The following is a 26316-nucleotide window of genomic DNA, read 5'->3' as shown; positions in this document are numbered from 1 at the left end:
CCGCAACATCGGGTTTTAAAAATCCATACAAAAGGTAGGTGTAAAATGACCGATCTGAATGAAAAATTAGCCAATGCATGGCATGGTTTTAGCAAAGGTGAATGGCAGAATGAAGTCAATGTTCGCGACTTCATCCAGAAAAACTACACGCCGTATGAAGGCGATGAGTCTTTCCTGGCGGGCGCTACTCCTGCGACCAGCGCGCTGTGGGATAAAGTCATGGAAGGCATCAAACAGGAAAACCGCACTCATGCGCCTGTTGATTTCGATACCGATCTTGCTGCCACTATCACCTCACATGACGCGGGCTACATCGATAGCAAGCTTGAAAAAGTGGTTGGTCTGCAGACTGATGCTCCGTTGAAACGCGCACTTATCCCCTTCGGCGGCATTAAGATGGTTGAAGGTTCTTGCAAGGCATACAACCGCGAGCTGGATCCGGAACTGAAAAAAATCTTCACCGAATACCGTAAAACGCACAACCAGGGCGTGTTTGACGTTTATACCCCGGACATCCTGCGTTGCCGTAAATCCGGTGTTCTGACCGGTCTGCCGGATGCGTATGGCCGTGGCCGTATCATCGGTGACTACCGTCGCGTTGCGCTGTACGGTATCGACTACCTGATGAAAGAGAAATTCGCACAGTTCAGCTCTCTGCAGAGCAAACTGGAAAACGGCGAAGATCTGGAATCAACTATCCGTCTGCGTGAAGAAATCGCTGAACAGCATCGCGCTCTGGGACAGATCAAAGAAATGGCAGCCAAATATGGTTGTGATATCTCTGCTCCGGCAACGACCGCTCAGGAAGCCGTACAGTGGACCTACTTCGGTTACCTGGCTGCCGTTAAGTCTCAGAACGGCGCCGCGATGTCCTTCGGTCGTGTTTCTACCTTCCTGGATATCTTCATCGAACGCGACCTCAAAGCGGGCAAAATCACCGAACAGGACGCTCAGGAACTGATCGACCATCTGGTCATGAAACTGCGTATGGTTCGCTTCCTGCGTACCCCTGAATACGATGAGCTGTTCTCCGGCGACCCGATTTGGGCAACGGAATCTCTGGCCGGTATGGGCCTGGATGGCCGTACGCTGGTCACCAAAACCAGCTTCCGTTTCCTGAACACCCTCTACACCATGGGGCCGTCTCCGGAACCGAACATGACCATCCTGTGGTCTGAAAAACTGCCGTCAAACTTCAAAAAATACGCGGCTAAAGTCTCCATCGATACCTCTTCTCTGCAGTACGAGAATGATGATCTGATGCGCCCTGACTTTAACAATGACGACTACGCCATCGCCTGTTGCGTTAGCCCGATGGTTGTGGGCAAACAGATGCAGTTCTTCGGCGCGCGCGCCAACCTGGCGAAAACCATGCTGTATGCCATCAACGGTGGTATGGACGAAAAAATGAAGATGCAGGTTGGCCCGAAATCTGCACCGATCATGAGCGAAACCCTGAACTTCGACGAAGTCATGGAACGCATGGATCACTTCATGGACTGGCTGGCTAAACAGTACGTCACCGCGCTGAATATCATTCACTATATGCATGACAAGTACAGCTACGAAGCCTCTCTGATGGCGCTGCACGACCGTGATGTATATCGCACCATGGCATGCGGCATCGCCGGTCTGTCTGTTGCGGCTGACTCCCTGTCCGCTATCAAATACGCCAAAGTAAAACCTGTCCGTGACGAAGACGGCCTGGCTATCGACTTTGACATTGAAGGCGAATACCCGCAGTTCGGTAACAACGATCCGCGCGTAGACGACCTGGCCTGTGACCTGGTTGAACGCTTCATGAAGAAAATTCAGAAGCTGAACACTTACCGCGGCGCCGTCCCGACTCAGTCCGTACTGACCATCACCTCCAACGTGGTATACGGTAAGAAAACGGGTAACACGCCGGATGGTCGTCGCGCTGGCGCCCCATTTGGACCAGGTGCTAACCCGATGCACGGTCGTGACCAAAAAGGGGCTGTCGCTTCTCTGACTTCTGTCGCCAAACTGCCGTTCGCTTACGCTAAAGATGGTATCTCCTATACCTTCTCTATCGTGCCGAACGCTCTGGGTAAAGACGACGATGTTCGTAAAGCCAATCTGGCAGGCCTGATGGACGGTTACTTCCACCACGAAGCATCCAACAACGTAGAAGGTGGTCAGCACCTGAACGTGAACGTGATGAACCGTGAAATGTTGCTCGACGCTATGGAAAACCCGGAAAAATATCCGCAGTTGACCATCCGCGTCTCTGGTTACGCAGTGCGCTTTAACTCGCTGACCAAAGAACAGCAGCAGGACGTGATTACGCGTACTTTCACGCAGTCCATCTAATTATCATGTCTGCCTGGAAAGGCGTAAAATAAAGGCTCCACTCTGTGGGGCCTTTTTTCACCGCTTCGCCGGAGTATTCCGAGCCTGTTTTGTCAGCCCGCTGTGACCGTTTACCAGGGAGGGCTGCCAAAACAGATTCGACGCAGCGTCATCATGATGTATTCCATGCACAATGACGTCATTCTGCGCCCCAGCTGGCCGCTATTGTTCGGCCCAACCCGGAGAAACCTCGCAATGTCAGTAATTGGTCGTATTCACTCTTTCGAATCCTGTGGAACCGTCGACGGTCCAGGCATTCGCTTCATCGTCTTCTTCCAGGGATGTTTGATGCGCTGTCTCTACTGCCACAACCGTGACACCTGGGATACTCACGGCGGTAAAGAGATTACGGTAGAAGAACTGATGAAAGAGGTGGTCACCTATCGTCATTACATGAATGCTTCCGGCGGCGGCGTGACGGCCTCCGGNGGTGAAGCTATTCTGCAAGCGGAATTCGTTCGCGATTGGTTTCGCGCCTGTCAGGAACAGGGTATTAACACCTGTCTTGATACCAATGGATTTGTTCGTCGTTACGATCCGGTTATTGACGAACTGCTGGATGCCACCGATTTGGTGATGCTGGACTTGAAACAGCTTGACGATACCATCCACCAAAATCTGGTCGGCGTTTCCAATCATCGTACGCTGGAATTCGCACGCTACCTCGCCAAACGTAACCAGAGAACATGGATTCGATATGTGGTCGTGCCCGGTTGGTCCGATGACGATAAGTCAGCACATATGCTGGGAGAATTCACCCAAGAAATGGGTAATATCGAGAAGATTGAACTCCTGCCCTACCACGAACTAGGTAAACACAAATGGGTCGCTATGGGTGAGGAATACCAATTGGATGGCGTTAAACCACCGAAGGCGGAAACGATGAACCGCGTTAAATCCATTCTTGAAAGCTACGGTCATCACGTCGTTTATTAAACAGTCGTCACAAGCCGGTCTGCGTATGACCGGCTCAATGAATAATCCGTCAGGCCGCTGCCAGCGGATTGGGGTGTTGATGATTGGCCTTTTTCAGCAGCATGACGAGATAACAGAAAGCAATGGCGCCAATGAGGACGAAAAGCAATTTGTCGGAGTATGACTGCATCAACATTGCCGCCAAACTCGGTCCCGTCAGGCTGCCTATCGTGTAACTCAACAACAAAGCCTGATTCATCGCTACCAACTCTCCCGCCGCCACTTTCTCGCAGGCCCAGGACATAGCCACGGGATAGAGCGTAAATGCCGCGCAACCCAAAATGAATAACGCCGGCACCATCGCATAGCGACTGAAGCCTAGCATCATGATACAGCCGATGATCACCGCGAACACCAGCACTCTCAGCACCATCAGACGACCATAGCGGTCCGCCATTTTGCCTACCGGCCATTGTCCAAAAATACCGGCGCTAATCAGCAATGCCATCCAGTAACCGACCTGAGCGTCACTCATCCCCTGATGGGCAAGATAAAGCGGCATCAGACCATACATCGATCCCAAGATGATACCGGAAATCACACAGCCGTTAATGCCTAAACGGGCCGTACGGTAACGTAACATCTGCCAAACATTCACCTTATGCGTCATGATTTGTGGCGGGGAAAGGCGGGCAAACAGCATCGGTAATACGCTGAGTACGACCAGCGTCACAGCCCACGGCAAGACGCTGAACACATCGGTTCGGACCATGCTCAGCAAGAGTTGACCCACGACGCTCCCCAGATAGTACGCCATCATGTACGCCGCCAGCAGTTGCCCACGATGAGTGGCGTGACCGCTACAAAGCAGCGCGCTTTCCGCGACAACCCATATTAACGCGCAGCCTACGCCAGCAACCAGGCGCCATACTAACCAACTCCAGAAATCGACAGACAACGCCAGAGCCGCGGTGGCGATTGCCAGCAGAATAGCCGCAAGGTAGTAGGAACGATTGAATCCTAAACGGTGGATCAAGGCTCCAGCCAACAACGTACCAATCAGGTTGCCACTGAAGTAAGAGGACCCCACTAGCCCGACTTGCCATACAGACAGCTGTTGAGCATTCAACCAAAGGGGAACGAGCGTATTGAGCACAGCAATGCAGACCGTTAGCAGCAGGAGACCGCTAAGCAGCAAAATGACCGGGCGTGTATAGGTGAACATGGGTCGATGACCATGAGAGAAGATATTTTGCGCGCATCATGCCACCAGCAAAGTTAAAGTCAATCTGTGTTAAGTGAGTGACAGCACGATTTGTTCATGCTGTTAACAGAGGGTGTCTCAATCACATTCGATCGCATCTCGGCTGGCTGCAAATTTAACGATGACCGCTTTTCACCCATGACCGTTTAACGCCACATGGAATTTATGGGTGACTGCGGCCCTTCCTCACACGGTGTTTAGAGAGCGAAAGTTCAGGCATAAAAAAAGCGCCCCCTAAGGGCGCTTCTCTGGGCTTGAATCGCTTAGCCAATAAACTCCAGTCCGTTCATATAAGGACGGAGTACTTCCGGCACTTCTATACGGCCATCAGCCTGCTGATAGTTTTCCATCACGGCGACAAGCGCACGCCCTACAGCCAGACCAGAACCGTTGAGTGTGTGTACCAGACGGGGTTTCTTCTCCCCCTTGTTTCGGCAGCGAGCCTGCATGCGACGCGCCTGGAAATCCCACATATTAGAGCACGAAGAGATTTCACGATAGGTGTTCTGCGNAGGAAGCCATACTTCCAGATCATAGGTTTTGCACGAGCCAAAGCCCATATCGCCCGTGCATAGCAGTACTTTACGATAAGGCAGTTTTAGTAGCTGCAGAATTTTTTCCGCGTGTCCGGTCAACTCTTCCAGCGCCTGCATTGAGTCTTCAGGACGTACAATCTGCACCATTTCGACTTTATCGAACTGATGAACGCGAATCAGACCGCGAGTATCGCGACCATAGGATCCCGCTTCAGAGCGGAAGCACGGCGTATGTGCCGTCATTTTGATCGGCAAGGACTCTTCGTCCAGGATTTCATTACGCACCAGATTGGTCAGCGGCACCTCCGCCGTCGGGATCAAGGCATAATTGCTGCTGTCCGCTTCTTCAGACAACGGTTTGGTATGGAAAAGATCTTCACCAAACTTCGGCAGCTGGCCGGTACCATACAGAGAGTCCTGGTTAACCAGATACGGGACATAGGCTTCTACATAACCATGTTGCTCGGTATGCTGGTCCAGCATGAATTGAGCCAGCGCACGGTGCATGCGCGCAATTTGTCCACGCATTACGGAAAAGCGTGAACCGGTCAGCTTTACGCCGTCGGCCATACTCAAGCCATTGTTTAACTCGCCCAGATCGACGTGATCGCGGGGTTCAAAATCCAACTGTCGCGGCTCGCCCCAGCGGCTGATTTCCTGATTTTCGGTCTCGTCTTTGCCCAACGGCACGCAGTCATCAGGCAGATTAGGGATCGTCAAAGACAGGTCGCGAATCGCGTTTTGAAGTTGTTCGAGTTCTTTCTTCGCAGATTCCAGCTTCTCACCCAATGCGTTAACTTCACGGCGCAGCGGTTCAATGTCTTCGCCACGTGCTTTGGCCGCGCCGATCTCTTTCGATCGGGAGTTACGTTCTGCCAGCAAACTTTCTGTTTCGACCTGTAGAACCTTGCGACGCGCTTCCTGTTCACGCAGCGCCTCAACGTCCAGTTTGAAACCTCGGCGAGCCAATAGTTTTTCGGCAACTGCGTCTAGCTCATTACGCAGTAAATTGGGATCAAGCATGCTAGTCCTGTGCTTTTTTATGGATGAAATAAATATAACAGCGGGCCTGCGAAGGCCCCTGTAGCAGAAAAACATCGGCGATAACCTTACCGCAACGGGTAGGCTAGCGGTAGCGTTTTGTCGGGCTATTTTGATCCTGAGAGGCTAGCCAGGCGAGCTTTTCACCGATCTTTCCCTCTAAGCCGCGCGAGGTTGGATGATAATATTGCGTAGTCGCCATTTCCGAGGGGAAATAGTTCTCGCCAGCCGCATATCCATTGGGTTCATCATGTGCGTAACGATACTCGACACCTAGCCCCATCTCTTTCATGAGCGCGGTAGGCGCATTGCGTAAATGGTCAGGCACATCGAAATCCGGCTTTTCACGGGCATCGCGCATCGCCGCCTTGAATGCCGTATAGACGGCATTGCTTTTCGGTGCGCAGGCCAAATAGACGATAGCCTGAGCAATCGCCCTCTCCCCTTCGGCCGGCCCCACGCGTGTAAAGCAGTCCCACGCGGCAATTGCGACCTGCATACCGCGAGGGTCGGCATTACCCACATCTTCAGATGCAATCGCCAGCAAACGCCGGGCGACATACAGCGGGTCGCCGCCTGCGGTGATAATACGTGCGTACCAGTAGAGTGCCGCATCCGGTGCAGACCCGCGCACTGATTTATGCAAGGCAGAGATCAGGTCGTAATAGCGGTCGCCTTTGTTATCAAAACGGGCGCTGCGTTCACCGGCGACCTCGTTAAGCAAATCGGGTGTCAGATGACGCTCACCGGCGGCGTCGACTTCCGCCATGTCCGACATCATTTCCAGCAAATTTAAAGCGCGCCGAGCATCTCCGTTCACCAGTTCAGACAGCAGGCGTCGCGTCTCGTCCGGCAAGACGATCTGCTGTTTTCCCAGTCCTCGCTCGCCATCCTGCAGCGCTTGCGTCAAGACCAGTTCGATATCCTCCGCTGTCAGCGCTTTCAATAAATAGACGCGGGCGCGGGATAACAATGCCGAATTCAGCTCGAACGAGGGGTTCTCCGTGGTCGCGCCGATGAAGGTGATCGTGCCGTCTTCGATATGAGGGAGAAAAGCGTCCTGTTGGCTTTTATTAAACCGGTGCACTTCGTCCACAAACAAAATGGTGCGGCGTCCAGCCTCACGATTATGCCGCGCGCGCTCTATCGCTTCGCGAATTTCCTTGATGCCTGACGTCACTGCCGAAATACGCTCTACATCGGCATCTCCATAACGACCGATTAATTCCGCCAGCGTGGTTTTTCCTGTTCCCGGAGGGCCCCACAGAATCATCGAATGAAGCTGTCCGGACTCAATCGCGCGCGGCAACGGTTTGCCCGGCCCGAGTAAATGTTGCTGGCCGATATACTGCGCTAACGTGGCTGGCCGCATACGCGCGGCCAGAGGCTGGAATTCATTCTGGGAAAAGTCGAGTGACAGATTACTCACAGACGCCTCACTGACGTTGGTCGTCCACCGCAACCCCTTTGGGCGGTGTGAAAGTGAATTTTGCCGCGTCTACCGCTCCGTTTTGCTGATCTTTGAGGACATAGCTACTGCGCTGACCGTCCTGTTCGGTGGCGGTAAAACCTTTGATAGTGCCATTGCTGGTGACGCTGATAGAGAATTGGCGAAGATTGCCACTGGCAGACTTCGGCATTAGCTCAAAGTCATCGCCTTTCTGCGTGACATGGTAATTTTTCCAATCGCTCGGGCTGTTACGCGTAATCAGGATGAACGGCGTATTCCCCGTTGCATCTTTCACCCAGGTTGCGGTGACTTGCTCAACGAACGGGTTATAGAACCACAATGTCTTGCCGTCGGAAATCAGTACGCTTTCATCAGGCGAAGTCGTTTTCCAATTGAACAGATTCGGACGTTGGACCCACAGTTCGCCTTCACCATCTTGCACCGCAGAACCATCATTGCCCGTCACCTTTTGAGAAAAGCTGGCATGGAAACTGTTAACTTTGCTCAGACGACTTTGCAAATCGCTGGAGGCGTCAGCATGAACGACGCCGGATACCATGCTCGACAGCAAACAACCGGTCATTAACCATTTTTTTATCATACAAAGATCCTTTTACTATCCTGATGGCATCGGTCAGCGGCTGTATCAGACAGCCGCCAAGTGTACTACTTAACTGTAGATCAGCCAGGTAAACCGAAACAGCCGTCGTTGTCTGTAATCTTGGGCTTTACGCATCTTTGCACAGACGACAGCCGTTCAAGTCCGAGTATTATTCCATGGGCGGAGGAGCGAGAACTTCGCGATTACCATTGTGCCCTGGGGAGCTGACAATGCCCTGCGCCTCCATCTGTTCAACAAGACGTGCCGCACGGTTGTAGCCTATGCGGAACTGACGCTGTACACCGGAAATCGACGCGCGGCGTTTTTCCACCACAAAGGCCGCCGCCTGGTCGAACAGCGGGTCAAGCTCTTCATCCCCATCCAGACCCAGATTGCCGCCTTCCCCCTCATCACCGCCTTTAACGATGCTGTCGATGTATTCAGGGCGACCGCGTGCTTTCCAGTCCTGGACGACGGCATGCACTTCCTGATCGCGAACAAATGCGCCATGCACACGCACGGGTATCGAAGAGTTAGGCGCCATATACAACATGTCGCCCATACCCAGCAGGGATTCCGCTCCGCCCTGATCGAGGATAGTTCTGGAGTCAATCTTGCTGGAAACGGTAAACGCGATACGCGTTGGAATGTTGGCCTTAATCAGGCCGGTGATGACATCCACCGACGGGCGCTGCGTCGCCAGCACCAAATGGATACCGGCGGCACGCGCCTTCTGCGCCAGACGCGCAATCAGCTCTTCCACTTTTTTACCCACGGCCATCATCAGGTCGGCGAATTCATCCACCATCACCACGATGTAAGGCAGTTTTTCCAGCATCGGCGGCTGTGTTTCCATGCTGTCGCCTGGCTTCCAGAATGGGTCGGGAATAGGACGCCCCATCGATTCGGCCTGCTCGACACGTTCGTTGTAACCGCTCAGGTTACGCACGCCCAACGCCGACATCAGTTTATAGCGCCGTTCCATTTCGCCGACGCACCAACGCAACGCGTTAGCCGCGTCTTTCATGTCCGTTACGACTTCAGTCAGCAGGTGCGGGATACCTTCGTAGACCGACAGCTCCAACATTTTTGGGTCGATCATGATGAAGCGAACATCTTTCGGCGATGCCTTGTACAACATACTGATAATCATGGCGTTTACGCCGACGGATTTACCGGAACCAGTCGTCCCCGCCACCAGCAAATGCGGCATTTTAGCCAAGTCGGCCACCACCGGCTGGCCCGCGATATCCTTGCCTAATACGACCGACAGCGGCGACGGATTATCGCGGAAACGGTCGCAATCCAGGACTTCCCGCAGGAATACGGTCTGGCGACGTTTGTTAGGCAACTCCAAACCAACGTAGGGTTTGCCGGGGATCACTTCGACAATTCGGACGGCCACCACAGAGAGTGAACGGGCCAAGTCCTTCGCAAGGTTAGAAATTCGAGCCGCTTTTACGCCAGGCGCCAGGTCCAGATCGAAACGCGTGATGACCGGTCCGGGATGATAATCCACGACCGTCGCCTTAACGCGATAATCCGCTAAACGCGCCTCAATGAGTCTTGCCGTCTGTTCCAGCGCGAAATCATCCACCGGGTCTTCATTGCCTGATGGTGGAGTCAGCAGGTCGAAAGAAGGGAACGGCGTGGTAGGTTTCTGTAACGGCTGGTCGTTACGCATCAGGAACGGGTGGATCAGGCTATCCATGATGGACGGAGATGAGTCGTCGTCCTTATCGTCCGCCGCAGCAGGCGCGGGTGTTGATGCCGCTGCCGCGGGCTGAACAGAAGGCGTAACCGCGCTTTGCGAAGCATGATGATCAATGGCAGCGGCCGCCTCTTCCTCAGGAGATAAAGTAAATATCGGCTCGCTTGGCGTATCGTCAACCAGGTCAGCCAGCGGAGAAATAGCGAAAACACTGTCTAACGGCGGAACACTCGTGGGGCGAGGCGATTGAGATGCTTGCGACGACGGCGCTCCCTGATCGGCGGAGTGCTCTTCCGGTCCATCGTTCAACGTGTCGTGACCGTAACGCTCCTGCTGCTGCTCCGCAAAGTCCTGAGCGAGCTGATGCAACAACGCATCGTCCTCTTGTTCTGCTTCGATACTCTCCACTGGCTCGTCGATGCCATTCGGCTGCGCTTGACGTTGAGCTTCTCGCTCCTGCTGTTCCGCAAGGCGCTGCGAAGGCAGCTTGATACCATATGATGCCAGCTCACGCCGCGTCGGAATACGCACAGGATTCGGACGCGGCAATTCCGGCCCGACCCCTTGCTTGATCTGCGGATTCATGTCATCCGCTGACAATGCCGGTGTAAACGGCAGCGAAGACGCCGCCTCAGTTGTCGATACCGTTGCCGCTGCTGTTGCCGCTACCGGCGTGACTGGCGTCGACGGCACGGGGGGCACCCGGTCGACTAAAGGAGTATGATGCGCCGGGTTTTCAGTCAAAGGCTCGGCAGCCGGAGATTCAGGCACGTCGAAAGAATACAGCGGAGGCACTTCNCTTTTTTCCGTTTCACTGGCGAGCTTAGCCGTCTCTACGGTGACAACCTTCTGGCTGTCAATCGGGGTAGTTGGCACCGTGACGTTGTCATCGGGTGCCCCGGTCGCAGACAGGCCCTTCACAGCGTTCTCTAGCGCTGGCTCGGCAGAGGGTGTCGAAAGAGTCTGTTCTTCAACGGCGGTTGACTGAGCAGCAGGCATCGCAGGGGCAGCAAGCAGCACATCATCTTCATCCACAACTTGTTCGCGCGGCGCAGCTGAGGACGTCATTTCAGATTCATGCACCCTATCATGCGCGAGATCCCCTTCGTCGATTTTATCGATAAAGTCATCACGGCGTTCGCGGTTGGAGAAGAAGGTCAGGCAACCCATCACCGCAGCCCCTATCTTTTCCGCAATTGTCAGCCACGACCAGCCAGTGAACAGGGTCAGGCCAGCTGCCCATACGCACAGCAAAATCAACGTAGAGCCGATGCTGTTAAATCGTGGGATCATAGCACTGCTGAGCAAGCTGCCAAGCACGCCGCCGGAGGCAAAATAGTACAGATCGTCCACATTGACGGCGGCCAGACCACACGAGGTCAAGATGAGCGCCAGAGCGCCAATCAGACGTAGGGAGAAGGTGAAATAGTCGAGCGCATGCTGACGGTTTCGCTGACGAAAAATCAGCCAGCATAGCGAGATCATCACGGGGGGAATGGCATAAGCCAGTACGCCGAACACGAAAAATAGCGTATCGGCCATCCAGGCGCCAACGCCACCGCCCAGGTTGTGAATGGGTTCATGCCAGGCGGTCTGAGACCAGCTAGGATCGGAGGGGCTGAAGCTCAGCAGCGCAGCCGCCAGGTAACAGGCGAACAATCCTGCAACAACAAGCAACGCCTCAATTAAACGCCGCCCCGCGCTGAGTTTTTCCAGCGTAATTTCTTTATCTTCAGTGTATTCCTGGCTCAAGCGTTTCTCCAGGTTCCGGTAAGGGGGTCATGACAAAACGCCGAGAAAGTCCCGGCGCTATAGCTGTATAAATTCACAGGATTGTAGCTGAGTTTGCCGGGCTTTGCACCCATACTGTCAGCGGGTCTTGATGACCAGCCGGTTGCTCTGCTTAACTTCTTCCATCACCACATAGGTGCGCGTGTCGTTAACGCCAGGCAGACGCAGCAGCGTTTCCCCTAACAATTTACGGTAGGCAGACATGTCCGGCACGCGGGTTTTAAGCAAGTAGTCAAAATCCCCGGAAACCAAATGGCACTCCTGAATTTCTTCCAGCTTCTGTACCGCAGTATTGAACTGCTCAAATACATCCGGTGCGCCACGATTCAGCGTTATCTCCACGAACACCAAAAGCGAAGCATCCAAATAATGCGGATTGAGTAGCGCCGTATAACCATTGATGAATCCCTGTCGCTCCAGACGTCTTACGCGCTCCAGACACGGTGTGGGAGATAGACCTACCCGCTTAGAAAGCTCCACGTTAGAGATACGACCATCTTTTTGCAATTCGTTCAGGATATTGCGATCGATACGATCAAGATCTTTTCCCGGACGTTTTTTTGTGTCTACCATTATTATTGTCTCTCTTCACTCTTCCCTGCTCATCGCTCACTCCGGCCCACATCAATGTGCCAAAGTTGCCCCTAAAGAAGACCCCTGTCTCTCTTGTACATTAAAAGTCACGTCTTTTATTCCGCATTTCGCGTACGACAAACAGGTGCATGAGCTATGCTGTCGCCTGTCAATTTAACAATGCAAAAAACGGTTAAAAAGCCGAGCATTCAACTATTCATATACAAAAAATTTCCTCTTCATAGGATGTTTTCGCAAAAGCGCAGCCGATTGTCAAAGCAAAACAATTAAAACCAGAAGAAACTGCCAGATTCGAATCACTGAAACGCTGTCAGGCAGCGTTTTGAAGCTCATCGCCGACAGTATGTTACGGCGTTACATCCCAGTACCAGCCCCGTTTCACTTTTTTCAATGGTTGTTAACGATAAGATAAATAGTTAACAACATACCCTGACGCTTTTTTTAGGCCGGTAATTTCCTTACAATCGCTCCATCGTCCCTCCACAGGAGTTAAGGAACTCATGGGTACAGCCAAACATCGCAAACTGATAATTCTGGGCTCCGGCCCCGCCGGGTATACCGCTGCGGTCTATGCTGCGCGCGCCAACCTGAATCCGCTATTGATTACCGGGATGGAAAAAGGCGGTCAGTTGACCACCACGACGGAAGTGGAAAACTGGCCAGGCGATGCCGATAACCTGACTGGTCCGGCGCTAATGGAACGTATGCACGCCCATGCCGCCAAGTTTAATACGGAAATCGTCTTCGACCACATCAATCGCGTCGACCTACAGACACGTCCTTTCCGCCTGTTCGGCGACAGCGATGAGTACACCTGCGACGCTCTGATCATCGCGACAGGGGCGTCCGCACGTTATCTGGGTCTGCCGTCCGAAGAAGCGTTCAAGGGTAAAGGCGTTTCCGCCTGTGCGACCTGCGACGGGTTCTTTTATCGTAATCAGAAGGTCGCGGTCGTCGGCGGCGGCAACACGGCCGTAGAAGAAGCGCTGTATTTGTCCAATATCGCTTCCGAAGTTCACCTGATTCATCGCCGCGATACTTTCCGCTCTGAAAAAATTCTGATCGACCGGCTGAACGAGAAAGTCGCCAATGGCAACATCGTGCTCCACACCGACCGTACGCTAGATGAGGTGCTGGGCGACGAAATGGGCGTTACCGGCGTTCGTCTTCGCGATACCCACAGCGAAGCAACGGAAACTCTGGAAGTCGCCGGTGCCTTCATCGCCATCGGGCACAGCCCGAACACCGCTATTTTCGATAACCAGCTCGTACTGGAAAACGGCTATATCAAGGTGCAATCCGGCATTCACGGCAATGCGACGCAGACCAGCATTCCCGGCGTGTTTGCTGCGGGTGACGTCATGGATCATATCTACCGTCAGGCAATCACCTCTGCCGGTACGGGATGTATGGCAGCATTAGATGCCGAGCGCTATCTGGATGGTCTGGGCAATAGCTGAGCATCATCGTCTGAGGGAGTTTTCTCTCCCTCAGTCTTTTCTTTCACGAATTGTAAAAATTGATCGCCCACCCTTATTTTCCTCCTCTTTTCGTTTTCATGACCCCTTCGTCAGGGTAACATGACGCCAATCTGACCGAACGCCCTAAAAAATGTTAACCCACGGTTATACAAGCGTTATTTCGCAATATTCCCATAAGAAGACAATCGGCATCTGATGAAAAATTCCCGACAAAAAGAACTCACCCGCTGGCTGAAACAGCAAAGCCGGTTGGCACAACGCTGGTTGCGCCTTTCGCTTCTGTTAGGACTGGTGAGCGGCCTGCTCATCATCGCTCAAGCCTGGCTGCTCGCCGCACTGTTGCAGGCGCTCATCATCGATCACACCCCTCGCGAACAGTTACTCGCGCCGTTTTCGTTGTTGGCTGCCACATTTTGTCTACGCGCTATTATGAGCTGGATACGGGAGCGAGTGGGGTTCCGCTGCGGCGAGGTCATTCGTCGACAGATTCGCAGCCAGGTACTGAATCGCTTGCAGCAGTTGGGACCGGCCTGGATTCAGGGTAAACCGGCTGGAAGCTGGGCGTCGCTTATTCTGGAGCAGGTCGACGACATGCAGGACTACTATGCCCGCTATCTGCCGCAAATGTATTTGGCGGCGCTGATGCCGCTCCTGATCCTCCTCTTCGTCTTTCCTATCAACTGGGCGGCGGGACTGATCCTATTTTTGACCGCCCCGTTAATCCCGATTTTTATGGCCATGGTCGGCATGGGCGCAGCAGAAGCCAACCGCCGCAATTTCCTCGCGCTGGAACGCCTCAGCGGCCATTTCCTGGATCGCCTACGGGGCCTGGAAACCCTGAGGTTGTTCTTTCGTGGTCAGGCCGAAACCGCTCACATCCGACAAGCCTCCGAGGATTTTCGCCGCCGCACGATGGAGGTGTTGCGAATGGCCTTCCTCTCTTCCGGCGTACTGGAGTTCTTCGCCTCTATCTCCATTGCCATCGTCGCGGTCTATTTCGGCTTCTCTTATCTGGGAGAGCTTAACTTTGGTCATTACGGGACTGGCGTCACTTTGTTTGCCGGGTTTCTGGTCCTGATCCTTGCGCCAGAGTTCTTCCAGCCTTTGCGCGATTTGGGTGCGTTCTATCACGCTAAAGCCCAAGCGGTCGGCGCCGCGGAAACGCTGTTCACCTTCCTGTCCGAGGAGGGTGAAAGCGTGGGGCGTGGCCAGACGGATTTTGATGCCGTCGAACCACTGGAATTGGTTGCCAGAGATCTGACGATTCTTACCCCGACCGGGGCCGTACTTGCCGGACCGCTGTCGTTTACCATTGCGTCCGGGCAACGGATCGCGTTGGTCGGCGCCAGCGGCGCAGGCAAAACGTCGCTGCTGAATGTATTACTCGGCTTCCTGCCGTACCGAGGATCTCTGACCGTCAATAACGTGGAGCTGAACACCCTTGCCCCCGATGCCTGGCGCAAGCAACTGAGCTGGGTAGGTCAGAACCCGCATCTGCCGGAACAGACCCTGCGGCAGAATATCCTGCTAGGTCATCCCGAAGCAGATGAACAGACGCTTCAAACGGCGGTAGAAAACGCCTATGTCCACGAATTCCTGCCTTCGCTGCCGCAAGGGCTGGATACCGAGCTGGGCGATGGCGCAGCGCGGCTCTCTGTCGGGCAGGCTCAGCGTGTCGCGGTGGCAAGAGCCCTGCTCCGCCCCAGTCATTTACTGTTGCTGGACGAGCCCACGGCCAGTCTGGATGCACATAGTGAACAACGGGTGATGAATGCGCTGGGCGCTGCCGCAGCGCGACAGACAACCCTGCTGATTACGCATCAGCTACACGAGGCCAGTAGCTATGATGAGGTGTGGGTGATGGCTGCGGGACGTCTGGTACAACAAGGTCATTTTAGTGAGCTGAGCACGTCGCCAGGGCCTTTTGCGAAATTGATGGCACAACGCCGAGGAGAGCTCTGAGATGAAGAAAAAACAGGTCATCCGGACATTGATGCCTTTTCTGGGGCTTTATCGCCGCTACTTTTGGCGGCTTAGTTTGGGAGTGGTGCTCGCCATCGTTACCCTGCTCGCCAGTATCGGACTGCTGACGCTCTCCGGTTGGTTCCTTGCCGGTTCGGCGCTGGCCGGACTCGCAGGGCTTTATACCTTCAACTACATGCTACCCGCCGCTGGCGTCCGAGGCGCGGCGATTACACGCACGGTGAGCCGCTACTTCGAACGACTGGTCAGCCACGACGCCACATTCCGCGTACTGCTGCATCTGCGCGTGTATACCTTTAGCCGCATTCTGCCGCTCTCCCCCGGCGGACTCGGCCGTTTCAGACAGGCAGATCTGCTTAACCGTCTGGTGGCGGACGTCGACACGCTGGACCATTTGTATCTGCGTGTGATCTCCCCGCTGGTCAGCGCTCTCTTCGTAATCGTGGTGGTGGCCTTGGGTCTTAGCTGGCTGGATAGCACGTTGGCGATGACGCTCGCGACCATCATGCTGTTGCTCTTGGTCATCATGCCGCCGGTGTTTTACCGGACAGGTCAGCCGATTGGCGAAGCGCTGACGCAATTGCGCGCGCAATACCGCTTGCAGTTGACCGCCTGGCTACAGGGGCAGGCCGAACTGACCATCTTCGGCTCGTTAGTCGCCTTCCGTCATCGACTGGATCAACTGGAAAACCGCTGGTTATCACGGCAACGTGAGCAGGCGACGCTCAGCGCGCTATCGCAATCCCTCATCATCCTGAGCAGCGGACTTACCGTCACGCTGATCCTGTGGATGGCGGCCAACGGCGTCGGCGGTGATACACAGCCGGGTGCGCTGATCGCCTTGTTTGTTTTCGCCTCGCTGGCCGCCTTCGAAGCCTTGGGACCGGTCGCAAACGCCTTCCAACATATTGGACAGGTCGCCGCGTCCGCCGTTCGAGTCGACCAGTTGATGAAGCTGACGCCTGCCGTCGTATTCGCTGCCGAGGGACCAGCCCCCGCTTCTCAAGCCGCGTTGACGTTAGACAATGTGAGCTTTACCTATCCGGATCAGCCTCTGCCGGTGCTTCAGCACATTTCGCTGAGTCTTCATCCCGGCGAGCACATCGCGCTGTTGGGCAAAACCGGATGCGGTAAATCCACGCTGTTGCAATTGCTCACCCGTGCCTGGGACTGTACCGAGGGCGAAATCAGCCTTAACGGTTCGCCCCTATCCGCCTGGTCCGAAGAGAACCTACGCAACATGATGAGTGTGGTTCCTCAACGTGTACATCTCTTCAGTGACACGCTGCGCGAGAATCTTCGGCTGGCCGCGCCACAGGCTAGTGACGAGGAGCTGGCCCAAACCCTGCAACGGGTAGGTTTGGCGCATCTTTTGGAGCAAGAAGGGCTGAATGCCTGGCTGGGTGAAGGCGGTCGTCAACTGTCCGGCGGCGAACAGCGCCGAGTCGGTCTCGCGCGGGCTTTGCTACATCCTGCTCCGCTGATTCTGCTCGATGAACCCACCGAAGGGCTGGATGCAGAAACTGAACAGCGAATGCTCCAGCTCCTGCGTGAGCACTGCAAAGATAAAACGTTGCTGGTCATCACCCACCGTCTGCACGGTTTAGAAAGCATGGACCGCCTGTGCGTTATAGACGGCGGACAGCTGGTCGAACAGGGCGACCATCAGACGCTGATGGCTCAGCAAGGCCGCTATTGGCAGTTTCATCAACACCTTTAACTGAGGCCATACATGCAACTGATTGAGCTATCGCCCTTTTCCGTGCAATTTCCCGATCCGGAGATGGCGTTGAACGATCCTAACGGTCTGCTGGCGTTTGGCGGAGATTTGGCGCCGTCACGATTGATGGCGGCTTATCAGCACGGCATCTTCCCCTGGTACTCACAGGGAGATCCCGTATTGTGGTGGTCGCCCGACCCGCGCGCCGTCCTTTTTCCTGAGGCATTCCATCTCAGCCGCAGTATGAAAAAATTCATCCGCAAGACCGAGTATCATGTCACGTTGAATCAGGCCTTTTTTCGTGTCATTACGGCTTGCGCCAGCGAACGGGAAGAAGGCACCTGGATCGACGATGACATTATTGACGCATATTGCCAGCTGCATCAGGCAGGACAGGCGCAATCGGTGGAAGTGTGGCATAATGACAGGCTGATCGGCGGTCTATATGGCATCTCTCAAGGCGCCTTGTTCTGCGGCGAGTCGATGTTTAGCCGTGCAGACAATGCTTCGAAGTGCGGTTTACTGGCATTTTTGCGTCACTTTGTCCGCCACGGCGGACAACTGGTTGACTGCCAGATACTGAATGAACATACGGCATCGCTGGGAGCCACGGAAATACCGCGCCGGGAGTTTCTGCAACACCTGTCCCGACTGCGACCCATTACGCTGGGTGAACCGTGCTGGCATAGACAAACGCTGCCGCTCGCCTAACTAAACGACCCACCTGTGACGAATTAATCAAGCGCTGAGTCGCAACGCTTCTTTACATAATGTGGGTTTTTCGGCATTATCTTGCCGGTTAAAAACTAAGGTAGTAAAACCTAGAGGATTCGATGGCCAAAGAAGACAATATTGAAATGCAAGGCACCGTACTGGATACGCTGCCCAACACCATGTTCCGCGTTGAATTGGAAAACGGGCACGTGGTTACCGCTCATATCTCCGGTAAAATGCGTAAAAACTATATCCGCATCCTGACGGGTGACAAAGTCACAGTGGAGCTGACCCCGTACGACCTGAGCAAAGGCCGCATTGTCTTCCGTAGCCGCTAACAGGCCCGCCATCGCTTAACGCGATCCCACGAGGATGTTCGCCCTCCTGCCCTTTCCGCTTGCGGTTAGGGCTTTTGTCTTTTCTGCCCGCCTGCACATTTTTATCAGCTCAGTTTATGACCCCTTGTGCACATCACGCTTCGATTGACGCCTCAGAAAACACTTTGCCCTAAGATAATTGCATTGAGCAATATTTACAAAATTGTTGCTTTTTTATTGCTCAACTTGCACATAATAGAGGAGTAAACCAGCGACGTTAACCCTCCAGGCAATGAGGACATATCCGTTATTGATTATTTTACAGATAACCACAATCCTGACTTTTCCTGTTCTGGTGATGAAAAACGCACACGTAGAACCCCCACAGGCGCAGCGTATCGTCACGGCTCCGCCGGATATCACGATGAGACCGCTTTTCGAAGCGGTACAGAAATCGAAAATGTTTCCGGATCAAAAAACGTTTGTTGACGCGGTTCCCCGGTACTCGCCCTCGGCCATCATGGCGGATTACTATATGCAGCGTCGGTTGAACAATTTTGATCTGCAACATTTTGTCCTGCATAACTTCACTATTCCTGCGGACGGTAAAGGCTATATTCCACCCGGCGGCCAAACGCTGCGGGAGCATATCATCGATCTGTGGTCACACCTCACGCGCAGTACGCCCGACATTACCCGCTGGGACTCGCTCCTGCCGCTGCCCAACGCCTATGTCGTGCCGGGCGGACGCTTCCGCGAAGTCTATTACTGGGACAGCTATTTCACCATGTTAGGCCTTGCGGAAAGCGACCAATGGGTTCTTATCCGCAACATGGTGCAAAACTTTGCCTACCAGATCGACCGTTACGGGCACATACCCAACGGCAATCGCACCTATTACCTGAGCCGTTCCCAGCCCCCTTTCTTCACCAAAATGGTAGAGCTGCTGGCAAAGCATGACGGCGACAATCTGCTGGCGACCTATCTGCCGCAGATGAAGCGGGAATATCAGTACTGGATGGACGGCGAAAACAGCCTACAGCCCGGACAGGCTGACAAACGCGTCGTCCGCCTCGGCGACGATGTGCTGAACCGCTATTGGGACGATCGCAGCGTACCCAGGACCGAGTCCTGGCTCGACGACATCACGACCGCCAGCCAGGTACCGGAAAGCGAACGACCGCAGCTGTACCGCGACCTGCGAGCGGGAGCAGCTTCCGGCTGGGACTTTAGTTCCCGCTGGCTGAAGGACCCGATGAAGCTGTCGACGATCCACACTACCGATATCCTGCCGGTCGATCTGAATGCGCTGCTCTATCACAATGAAATGGCGCTAGCGAAAGCCAGTCGCTTAGCCAACAAAATGGCCGATGCCGATCGTTACGCCCTCCGCGCCGACAAGCGTAAACAGGCGCTGAATCGCTACTTTTGGAACGCGGAAAAGCGATACTATGCGGATTATGATTGGCGCCAAAGAAAAGTGAGCCAACAGTTGACGGCAGCAACGCTATTTCCGCTGTACGTTCAGGCCGCCACACAAAATCACGCCCAAGAGACCGCTCAGGCCGTCCATAACGAACTGGTTCAGGAAGGTGGGATGGTAACGACAACTCTACATTCTCATCAGCAGTGGGACGCGCCGAATGCTTGGGCACCATTACAATGGGTTGCCGTGGAAGGGCTACGTTATTATCAGCACGAGTCGCTCGCCGAGGAAATCGCGATCCGCTTTCTGAACAGCGTTCGGCATACCTATGCACACGAGCATAAGTTGGTGGAAAAATATGCGGTTGAAACCGGCGAACTTGGCGGCGGCGGCGGCGGTGAATACGAACTGCAAGACGGTTTTGGCTGGACGAATGGCATCACTCTCAAGCTGCTAAGTCTTTATCCGCTCCAGCAGGAGCAAGACGAGTAAAGCGCTACAGCTCTCGCTCTCAATAAAACCATCAGCGTCTGTTAAAAAAAAAGGGCATCCATTCGGATGCCCTTAACGTTAGGGTAAACAATAGCGTGTCGTTACGCTATACCGCGCCCTCGGTTTTTCGTTTCTGCGCGCTCTGGAAGCTATAGCTCAACTGCTGCGTCGTGGTATCCAGTACCACGGTGACGGATCCCCCTTCCACCAGCGATCCAAAGAGCAGTTCGTTGGCCAGCGGTTTCTTGAGGTTTTCCTGGATGATCCGCGCCATCGGCCGCGCGCCCATCGCCTTGTCGTAGCCTTTCTCTGCCAGCCAGTCACGCGCATCTTCGCTAACTTCCAGAGAGACGCCCTTGGCATCCAGCTGCGCCTGCAATTCAACGATGAATTTATCCACCACCTGCTGAATAACATCGGTCGAGAGATGGTTGAACCAGATGATGCCGTCCAAACGGTTACGGAATTCCGGCGTAAACACCTTCTTAATCTCTTCCATCGCATCGCTACTGTTATCTTGCTGGATCAGCCCGATGGATTTACGCTGAGTTTCACGGATACCAGCGTTGGTCGTCATGACCAGAATGACATTACGGAAATCGGCCTTGCGACCGTTGTTATCGGTCAGGGTGCCATTATCCATCACCTGCAGCAGCAGGTTGAACACATCGGGATGCGCTTTTTCAATCTCATCGAGCAGCAGAACCGCATGCGGATGTTTAATCACCGCGTCCGTCAGCAACCCACCCTGGTCGTACCCGACATAGCCCGGAGGCGCGCCGATTAAGCGACTCACCGTGTGACGCTCCATGTATTCAGACATATCGAAGCGCAGCAGCTCGATGTCCATGGCTTTCGCCAACTGAACCGTGACTTCGGTTTTACCCACTCCCGTCGGCCCGGCAAACAGGAACGACCCCACCGGCTTGCGTTCATGGCCCAGCCCGGCGCGACTCATTTTGATGGCCTCAGTCAGCGCCCCGATGGCTTTATCCTGACCGAACACCAGCATTTTCAGGCGGTCGCCCAGGTTTTTCAGCACATCACGGTCACTGGCGGAAACGCTCTTCTCAGGAATACGCGCAATACGCGCCACGACCGATTCAATATCCGCGACGTTAACGGTTTTCTTGCGTTTGCTGACCGGCATCAGTCGGCTACGCGCGCCGGCTTCATCAATCACGTCGATCGCTTTGTCCGGCAAATGGCGGTCATTGATATATTTCACCGCCAGCTCGACGGCGGCGCGCACGGCTTTCGCGGTGTAACGCACGTCATGGTGAGCTTCATATTTCGGTTTCAGACCGTTAATAATCTGCACGGTCTCTTCGACACTGGGTTCAGTGATATCGATCTTCTGGAAGCGACGCGCCAGCGCCCTATCCTTTTCAAAGATGTTGCTGAATTCCTGATAAGTCGTGGAGCCGATGACGCGGATTTTACCGCTCGACAGCAGCGGCTTAATCAGATTCGCCGCATCGACCTGTCCGCCTGAGGCGGCGCCTGCGCCGATGATGGTATGAATCTCATCGATAAACAGGATGCTGGTTTGATCCTGCTCCAGCTGTTTCAGCAGCGCCTTAAAGCGCTTCTCGAAATCACCGCGGTATTTGGTGCCTGCGAGCAGCGAGCCGATATCCAAAGAATAGATAGTACAGTCAGCGATCACTTCAGGAACATCGCCCTGAACGATACGCCAGGCAAGACCTTCTGCGATGGCCGTTTTACCTACGCCGGATTCGCCGACCAACAGCGGGTTGTTTTTACGACGGCGGCAAAGCACCTGAACCGTGCGTTCCAGTTCACGTTCACGACCAATAAGTGGGTCGATACCGCCTACGCGGGCCAGTTGATTAAGGTTGGTGGTGAAATTCTCCATACGCTCCTCCCCTCCAGCCTGCTCTTCGTTAACCGGATTTTCCTGGCTGACCGACGGCCCGGACTCTTCTTTACGCGTACCATGAGAAATGAAATTCACCACATCAAGGCGGCTGACATCATGCTTCCGCAGCAGATAGGCGGCCTGCGATTCCTGTTCGCTGAAGATGGCAACCAGCACATTGGCGCCGGAGACTTCGCTGTGTCCGGAGGACTGTACGTGGAATACCGCACGCTGCAGCACTCGTTGAAAGCTCAGCGTCGGCTGCGTGTCGCGCTCCGCTTCACTCTCAGGCAGCGTTGGCGTTGTCTGTTCAATGAAGGTTTNCAGTTCCTGACGTAAAGCATCCAGATCGACCGTGCATGCATCCAGTGCTTCACGCGCGGAAGTATTGCTGAGCAAAGCCAGCAGCAGATGCTCCACGGTCATAAACTCGTGACGGTGCTCACGCGCTCTGGCGAAAGCCATGTTGAGACTGAGNTCCAGTTCTTGATTGAGCATAGGCACCTCCCCCAATATATTGCCTTAAATCAGGCTTTTTCCAGCGTACATAGCAACGGATGCTCGTTATCTTTAGCATAACGATTAACCTGATCGGCCTTGGTTTCTGCAACTTCAGCGCTATAGACGCCGCAGATGGCCTTTCCCTGGTAATGAACCGTAAGCATCAGTTGCGTTGCACGTTCGATATCATAAGAAAAAAACTTTTGCAGTACGTCAATAACAAATTCCATCGGCGTGTAATCGTCGTTATTGAGTACCACGTTATACATGGACGGCGGCTGCAACGCTTCGGCATGCCGAGCCTTAGTCTGGTCCTCAGTGTGCGACCACGTACTATGATTTCCCATCTTTTTTCCAAATCTTTACTGTATCTTGCCCTGGTCTACTGTACCTAACAGTAGCACGTCTGTTTTTTATTTTACCATTGCCAGACCAAAATCACCCGGCAACTAAAGTACATCAACCCATTTCTGCAATAGGCATAGTCTTTACCTCTATTCCGTTACCCAAATCAAAGTTTGGCGACGCCGACGCGCCGCCCACCCCATCGCGCTTGACGACCCCGGCAATTTAAATAGAATCCTACTGAAATTGATTAATCTTTAATCGATTTTATTTTACCTTAACCAATAACCCCACCGTAAAAAAACGCTTACGAAGGATGGAGATGTATGGAGACGGGTACTGTTAAATGGTTCAATAACGCCAAAGGCTTTGGTTTTATTTGCCCCGAGGGCGGAGGGGAAGACATTTTTGCACACTACTCAACCATTCAGATGGACGGCTACCGCACTTTGAAAGCTGGCCAAGTGGTAAATTACAGTGTGCACCAGGGACCGAAAGGCAATCATGCCAGCCTGGTTGTGCCATTCATTAACGAACCGGTGGCCTAACAACTGGCTGGGTGTGGCGCATTGTCGCGCCCGAGAATCTTGCTCCAAGGCTGGTCATCGAGGTGACCAGCCTTTTTATCTTATCTACCGCAGAGGCTTATTAACCCAACAAGTCACCTCACTCGGTTAATAGCGACGACAGAAAGCATTATGTGCGATCAGCCTGCGAACGCGGCGCGAAGTGATTCGCGCTCTTCATCGCTCAGCTCTAGTCGCATCAAACGGTCATCGAGTAAAACAGGAATATTGGCTTCTTTTAGTAAGACCGCCCACGCTCGTTTCTTACTGTCGTCCAGATAAATAGGTTGTTCGTTTCTCTTCAGCAGACTCGCCAGTTTAATTTTCTTTTTATCTTCGCCGATATAGGTATACGGCAGCACTCGTATGAAAAGCAATTTTCTGATCTCGTCTGTCTCGACAGGAACGAGCGTTAATTCCGACAAACATTTCGCTCGGCGGCCGGCACGAAAAAACTTCACGCTGTTAATTAAGCTTAGAGCAGCCAGAATAAGTAAAGCACCGATAAGCCCGCCAGCGGCGATAATTCGGTTATTCAACTTGTCTAATCCCAGCGTTAGCGTCGCTAATTCAGGATGCTCAGACGAGATAACGACATCCGTTGTGTAATTGCCGCGAGAAAGATCCAGAAACAGGATATTAATCTTTGAAGCATGATTTTCATTTTTATACTTATATTTTACATCCGCAGAGCAAAATGTGATGCTGTATTTCATTCGGCATTCCCCGTTGGAAATATCCGAATTCTCGATGACCAATGGGCTTTTATTGATGATGTAGTCACGATAAATATCAGGCACTTCGCTTTTAGCAAACAACAAAGCACCACACAATATTAACAAACCCGCAATAAATGCACCTAGACTACTGGCAATGCCGGGACGGGAAATAAAGATGGGCCGAGAAGAGATTATCGCCTTTGCATTTTCCATCAAAACATATCCTTATTTTTCTGCTTTAGTGAAATGAAGTTTTATATAAAACAGGAACAAAAAAAATCGGCGGGATTATAATGACTTTCCCTTCTCCTGTAAAAAAACATTGGGCCTTGATGTGAAATAATAAATTTAATCCGAAATTTCTTTATATTAAGCAAGGTGAGTTGATGCAATAAAGGTTTCAGTACGAGATAAACGTTAATAGGCTGGCACAACCGGCAAGCCAAGATGTCATCCCTGTCCGCTAATCAGCCAGCCACAGCACACGTGAAAACATAGGACGAATCAGCGCATCACTATTCTGCAAAGAACGCGATTGCCCATGCTCATACAGAAAACTTTGCCGTGTCATGACCGTGTTTAGTTCATCGACCTCGCCTTCCAGGCGATAGATGATCCGTTTTAGGCGGTCGGCGCCGTGAATAAATAAGAGCAACAACTTAAGATAGCGCGCGGACAGATGGTGCCGACATCGGTTTCACAAAACGTGAAAACGACCTGCTGATGGTTTTCGCGGCTGTTCTCGTCGCCGGGGATGAAATGGAAGTTATCCCGCGCCAGAGACCGCCGGTTAATCTCCCGCCCCCCCAATATCAACGCGTTCCCGATACATCTGCCCCCTCATCGGTTACGTCATTACCAACAGGAAGACAAGTCGACATCTCCCCTCGCCACCGCTTTACCCATTTTCTTTTTTTATTTAAAATCACTCAATTACAACTTATCTTGCCTGCCAAACCGCGCCACTCTCCCGAGGAAGGTCTTCCCCATGTATTCAGGATTATTGATTATTTTGCTGCCGCTGATCGTTGGCTATCTGATCCCGGTGCGCAATAAAACTATGCTACAAGGGGTGAACCGTCTACTGAGCTGGATGGTGTATGTGATCTTGTTCCTGATGGGCATCAGTCTGGCATTTCTGGAAAATCTGGGCAGCAACCTACTGGCCGTGCTGCAATATGCCGCCGTCAGCACCGCCTGCATTATAGCGGCGAATCTGCTGGCGCTGTGGCTGCTGGAAAAACGCAGCACCTGGACCGCCACAGCGGTTACCCACGAAGAGACCCCTTCCCGACTAAAAATGATGCTGGAATCTCTGCAACTCTGCATGGTGGTGTTTGTGGGATTCCTGTTAGGGCTAAGCCAGTGGCCTCCATTAAAATTTGCGGCATCGGGAGGGGAATATGCGCTGCTTGTTCTGCTATGCCTGGTCGGGATCCAACTGCGCAATAGCGGTATGACCTTGCGGCAAATCGTGATTAATCGTCGCGGCACGATCATCGCTGGTGTCGTGGCCGTCAGCGCGTTGTGCGGCGGCGCTCTCGCTTCGCTGCTGCTCGGCCTGCCCCTGAAAACCGGTCTGGCAATGGCCTCCGGTTATGGCTGGTACTCGTTGTCGGGCATTTTGATGACCGATGCCTACGGTCCTGTCATCGGCAGCGCAGCGTTCTTTAATGACCTTGCGCGCGAGTTGATCGCCATCATGCTGATCCCGAACCTCATTCGCTCCCGACGCGCCAGCGCACTTGGCCTGTGCGGCGCCACCTCGATGGACTTTACCCTACCGGTACTACAACGGAGCGGCGGCGTCGACATGGTTCCACCCGCCATTGTGCACGGTTTCATACTGAGTCTGTTGTCGCCGATCCTGATTGCGCTGTTCGTCGCCTAAGTC

General features: G+C 53.5%; 20 protein-coding genes. 10 read left to right on the top strand and 10 right to left on the bottom strand.

Annotated features, from left to right (window positions below):
- Window positions 1–45: 45 nt before the first annotated feature.
- Window positions 46–2334 (top strand): formate C-acetyltransferase, encoded by a 2289-nt coding sequence (gene pflB / locus RZ35_RS11590; RefSeq protein WP_026743456.1) that lies wholly within the window; start codon window positions 46–48, stop codon window positions 2332–2334.
- Window positions 2335–2568: 234 nt separating this feature from the next.
- Window positions 2569–3309 carry a pyruvate formate lyase 1-activating protein gene (gene pflA, locus RZ35_RS11585; RefSeq protein WP_026743455.1) on the top strand — a complete coding sequence of 247 codons (741 nt, stop codon included), beginning with the start codon at window positions 2569–2571 and terminating at the stop codon, window positions 3307–3309.
- Window positions 3310–3358: 49 nt separating this feature from the next.
- Here pflA and RZ35_RS11580 read toward each other — a convergent pair whose 3' ends face one another.
- The 6 genes from RZ35_RS11580 to lrp all read right to left on the bottom strand — a co-directional run bounded on the left by RZ35_RS11580 (window position 3359) and on the right by lrp (window position 12255).
- A complete protein-coding gene (locus RZ35_RS11580; protein WP_026743454.1) occupies window positions 3359–4513 on the bottom strand; it encodes an MFS transporter in 1155 nt (384 codons plus the stop codon).
- Between the two features lie 302 nt (window positions 4514–4815).
- Complete coding sequence (gene serS, locus RZ35_RS11575; RefSeq protein ID WP_026743453.1) at window positions 4816–6111, bottom strand: serine--tRNA ligase; 1296 nt, start codon at window positions 6109–6111, stop codon at window positions 4816–4818.
- A gap of 103 nt (window positions 6112–6214) precedes the next feature.
- Complete coding sequence (locus RZ35_RS11570; RefSeq protein ID WP_036153268.1) at window positions 6215–7558, bottom strand: replication-associated recombination protein A; 1344 nt, start codon at window positions 7556–7558, stop codon at window positions 6215–6217.
- 7 nt (window positions 7559–7565) lie between these two features.
- The gene (gene lolA / locus RZ35_RS11565) at window positions 7566–8177 is read right to left on the bottom strand and encodes an outer membrane lipoprotein chaperone LolA (RefSeq protein ID WP_026743451.1); all 612 of its coding nucleotides are present in this window, start codon (window positions 8175–8177) and stop codon (window positions 7566–7568) included.
- Between the two features lie 172 nt (window positions 8178–8349).
- Window positions 8350–11643 (bottom strand): DNA translocase FtsK, encoded by a 3294-nt coding sequence (locus RZ35_RS11560; RefSeq protein ID WP_026743450.1) that lies wholly within the window; start codon window positions 11641–11643, stop codon window positions 8350–8352.
- Between the two features lie 117 nt (window positions 11644–11760).
- Complete coding sequence (lrp, locus tag RZ35_RS11555) at window positions 11761–12255, bottom strand: leucine-responsive transcriptional regulator Lrp (protein ID WP_011094192.1); 495 nt, start codon at window positions 12253–12255, stop codon at window positions 11761–11763.
- Window positions 12256–12776: 521 nt separating this feature from the next.
- On the opposite strand from lrp, the gene trxB reads away from it, so the two are divergent.
- From trxB to treA, 6 genes are all read left to right on the top strand, one after another.
- A complete protein-coding gene (gene trxB, locus RZ35_RS11550) occupies window positions 12777–13736 on the top strand; it encodes a thioredoxin-disulfide reductase (RefSeq protein WP_026743449.1) in 960 nt (319 codons plus the stop codon).
- Window positions 13737–13952: 216 nt separating this feature from the next.
- Complete coding sequence (gene cydD / locus RZ35_RS11545) at window positions 13953–15719, top strand: heme ABC transporter permease/ATP-binding protein CydD (protein ID WP_026743448.1); 1767 nt, start codon at window positions 13953–13955, stop codon at window positions 15717–15719.
- 1 nt (window position 15720) lies between these two features.
- Complete coding sequence (gene cydC, locus RZ35_RS11540) at window positions 15721–17460, top strand: heme ABC transporter ATP-binding protein/permease CydC (protein ID WP_036153263.1); 1740 nt, start codon at window positions 15721–15723, stop codon at window positions 17458–17460.
- Window positions 17461–17472: 12 nt separating this feature from the next.
- Window positions 17473–18171 carry a leucyl/phenylalanyl-tRNA--protein transferase gene (gene aat / locus RZ35_RS11535; RefSeq protein WP_026743446.1) on the top strand — a complete coding sequence of 233 codons (699 nt, stop codon included), beginning with the start codon at window positions 17473–17475 and terminating at the stop codon, window positions 18169–18171.
- A gap of 122 nt (window positions 18172–18293) precedes the next feature.
- Complete coding sequence (gene infA / locus RZ35_RS11530; protein ID WP_002211347.1) at window positions 18294–18512, top strand: translation initiation factor IF-1; 219 nt, start codon at window positions 18294–18296, stop codon at window positions 18510–18512.
- A 271-nt stretch (window positions 18513–18783) separates the two neighbouring features.
- On the top strand, window positions 18784–20409 hold the full coding sequence (gene treA / locus RZ35_RS11525) for an alpha,alpha-trehalase TreA (protein WP_051625560.1): 1626 nt from the start codon (window positions 18784–18786) through the stop codon (window positions 20407–20409).
- A gap of 106 nt (window positions 20410–20515) precedes the next feature.
- Here treA and clpA read toward each other — a convergent pair whose 3' ends face one another.
- Together clpA and clpS are read right to left on the bottom strand one after the other, a co-directional pair.
- On the bottom strand, window positions 20516–22789 hold the full coding sequence (gene clpA, locus RZ35_RS11520; RefSeq protein ID WP_026743445.1) for an ATP-dependent Clp protease ATP-binding subunit ClpA: 2274 nt from the start codon (window positions 22787–22789) through the stop codon (window positions 20516–20518).
- Window positions 22790–22818: 29 nt separating this feature from the next.
- A complete protein-coding gene (gene clpS / locus RZ35_RS11515) occupies window positions 22819–23139 on the bottom strand; it encodes an ATP-dependent Clp protease adapter ClpS (protein WP_026740459.1) in 321 nt (106 codons plus the stop codon).
- Between the two features lie 324 nt (window positions 23140–23463).
- Here clpS and cspD point away from each other — a divergent pair, with 324 nt between their 5' ends.
- Window positions 23464–23685: a cold shock-like protein CspD gene (gene cspD / locus RZ35_RS11510; protein ID WP_026743444.1), complete on the top strand. Its 222-nt coding sequence runs from the start codon at window positions 23464–23466 to the stop codon at window positions 23683–23685.
- A gap of 158 nt (window positions 23686–23843) precedes the next feature.
- Here cspD and RZ35_RS11505 read toward each other — a convergent pair whose 3' ends face one another.
- Both RZ35_RS11505 and RZ35_RS18340 read right to left on the bottom strand, forming a co-directional pair.
- Window positions 23844–24635, bottom strand: a complete 792-nt coding sequence (locus RZ35_RS11505; RefSeq protein ID WP_026743443.1) for a hypothetical protein — start codon at window positions 24633–24635, stop codon at window positions 23844–23846.
- A 250-nt stretch (window positions 24636–24885) separates the two neighbouring features.
- Window positions 24886–25101, bottom strand: a complete 216-nt coding sequence (locus tag RZ35_RS18340) for a DUF2813 domain-containing protein (RefSeq protein WP_081825723.1) — start codon at window positions 25099–25101, stop codon at window positions 24886–24888.
- A gap of 309 nt (window positions 25102–25410) precedes the next feature.
- Here RZ35_RS18340 and RZ35_RS11495 point away from each other — a divergent pair, with 309 nt between their 5' ends.
- Window positions 25411–26313, top strand: a complete 903-nt coding sequence (locus RZ35_RS11495) for a lysine exporter LysO family protein (protein ID WP_026743441.1) — start codon at window positions 25411–25413, stop codon at window positions 26311–26313.
- Window positions 26314–26316: the final 3 nt, after the last annotated feature.

The sequence above is a fragment of the Lonsdalea quercina subsp. quercina genome, assembly GCF_000688655.1.
Classification (GTDB): domain Bacteria; phylum Pseudomonadota; class Gammaproteobacteria; order Enterobacterales; family Enterobacteriaceae; genus Lonsdalea; species Lonsdalea quercina.
The sequence above is the reverse complement of the archived record's forward strand: the minus strand, read 5'-3'. Positions and strand labels throughout refer to the sequence as shown.

Bases quoted from the DNA above. Each gene is read 5' to 3' on its own strand.
- pflB (WP_026743456.1), top strand. From the start codon at position 46: ATGACCGATCTGAATGAAAAATTAGCCAATGCATGGCATGGTTTTAGC.
- RZ35_RS11580 (WP_026743454.1), bottom strand. From the start codon at position 4,513: ATGTTCACCTATACACGCCCGGTCATTTTGCTGCTTAGCGGTCTCCTG.
- lrp (WP_011094192.1), bottom strand. From the start codon at position 12,255: ATGGTAGACACAAAAAAACGTCCGGGAAAAGATCTTGATCGTATCGAT.
- trxB (WP_026743449.1), top strand. From the start codon at position 12,777: ATGGGTACAGCCAAACATCGCAAACTGATAATTCTGGGCTCCGGCCCC.
- cydD (WP_026743448.1), top strand. From the start codon at position 13,953: ATGAAAAATTCCCGACAAAAAGAACTCACCCGCTGGCTGAAACAGCAA.
- cydC (WP_036153263.1), top strand. From the start codon at position 15,721: ATGAAGAAAAAACAGGTCATCCGGACATTGATGCCTTTTCTGGGGCTT.
- aat (WP_026743446.1), top strand. From the start codon at position 17,473: ATGCAACTGATTGAGCTATCGCCCTTTTCCGTGCAATTTCCCGATCCG.
- infA (WP_002211347.1), top strand. From the start codon at position 18,294: ATGGCCAAAGAAGACAATATTGAAATGCAAGGCACCGTACTGGATACG.
- treA (WP_051625560.1), top strand. From the start codon at position 18,784: ATGAGGACATATCCGTTATTGATTATTTTACAGATAACCACAATCCTG.
- clpS (WP_026740459.1), bottom strand. From the start codon at position 23,139: ATGGGAAATCATAGTACGTGGTCGCACACTGAGGACCAGACTAAGGCT.
- cspD (WP_026743444.1), top strand. From the start codon at position 23,464: ATGGAGACGGGTACTGTTAAATGGTTCAATAACGCCAAAGGCTTTGGT.
- RZ35_RS11505 (WP_026743443.1), bottom strand. From the start codon at position 24,635: ATGGAAAATGCAAAGGCGATAATCTCTTCTCGGCCCATCTTTATTTCC.
- RZ35_RS11495 (WP_026743441.1), top strand. From the start codon at position 25,411: ATGTATTCAGGATTATTGATTATTTTGCTGCCGCTGATCGTTGGCTAT.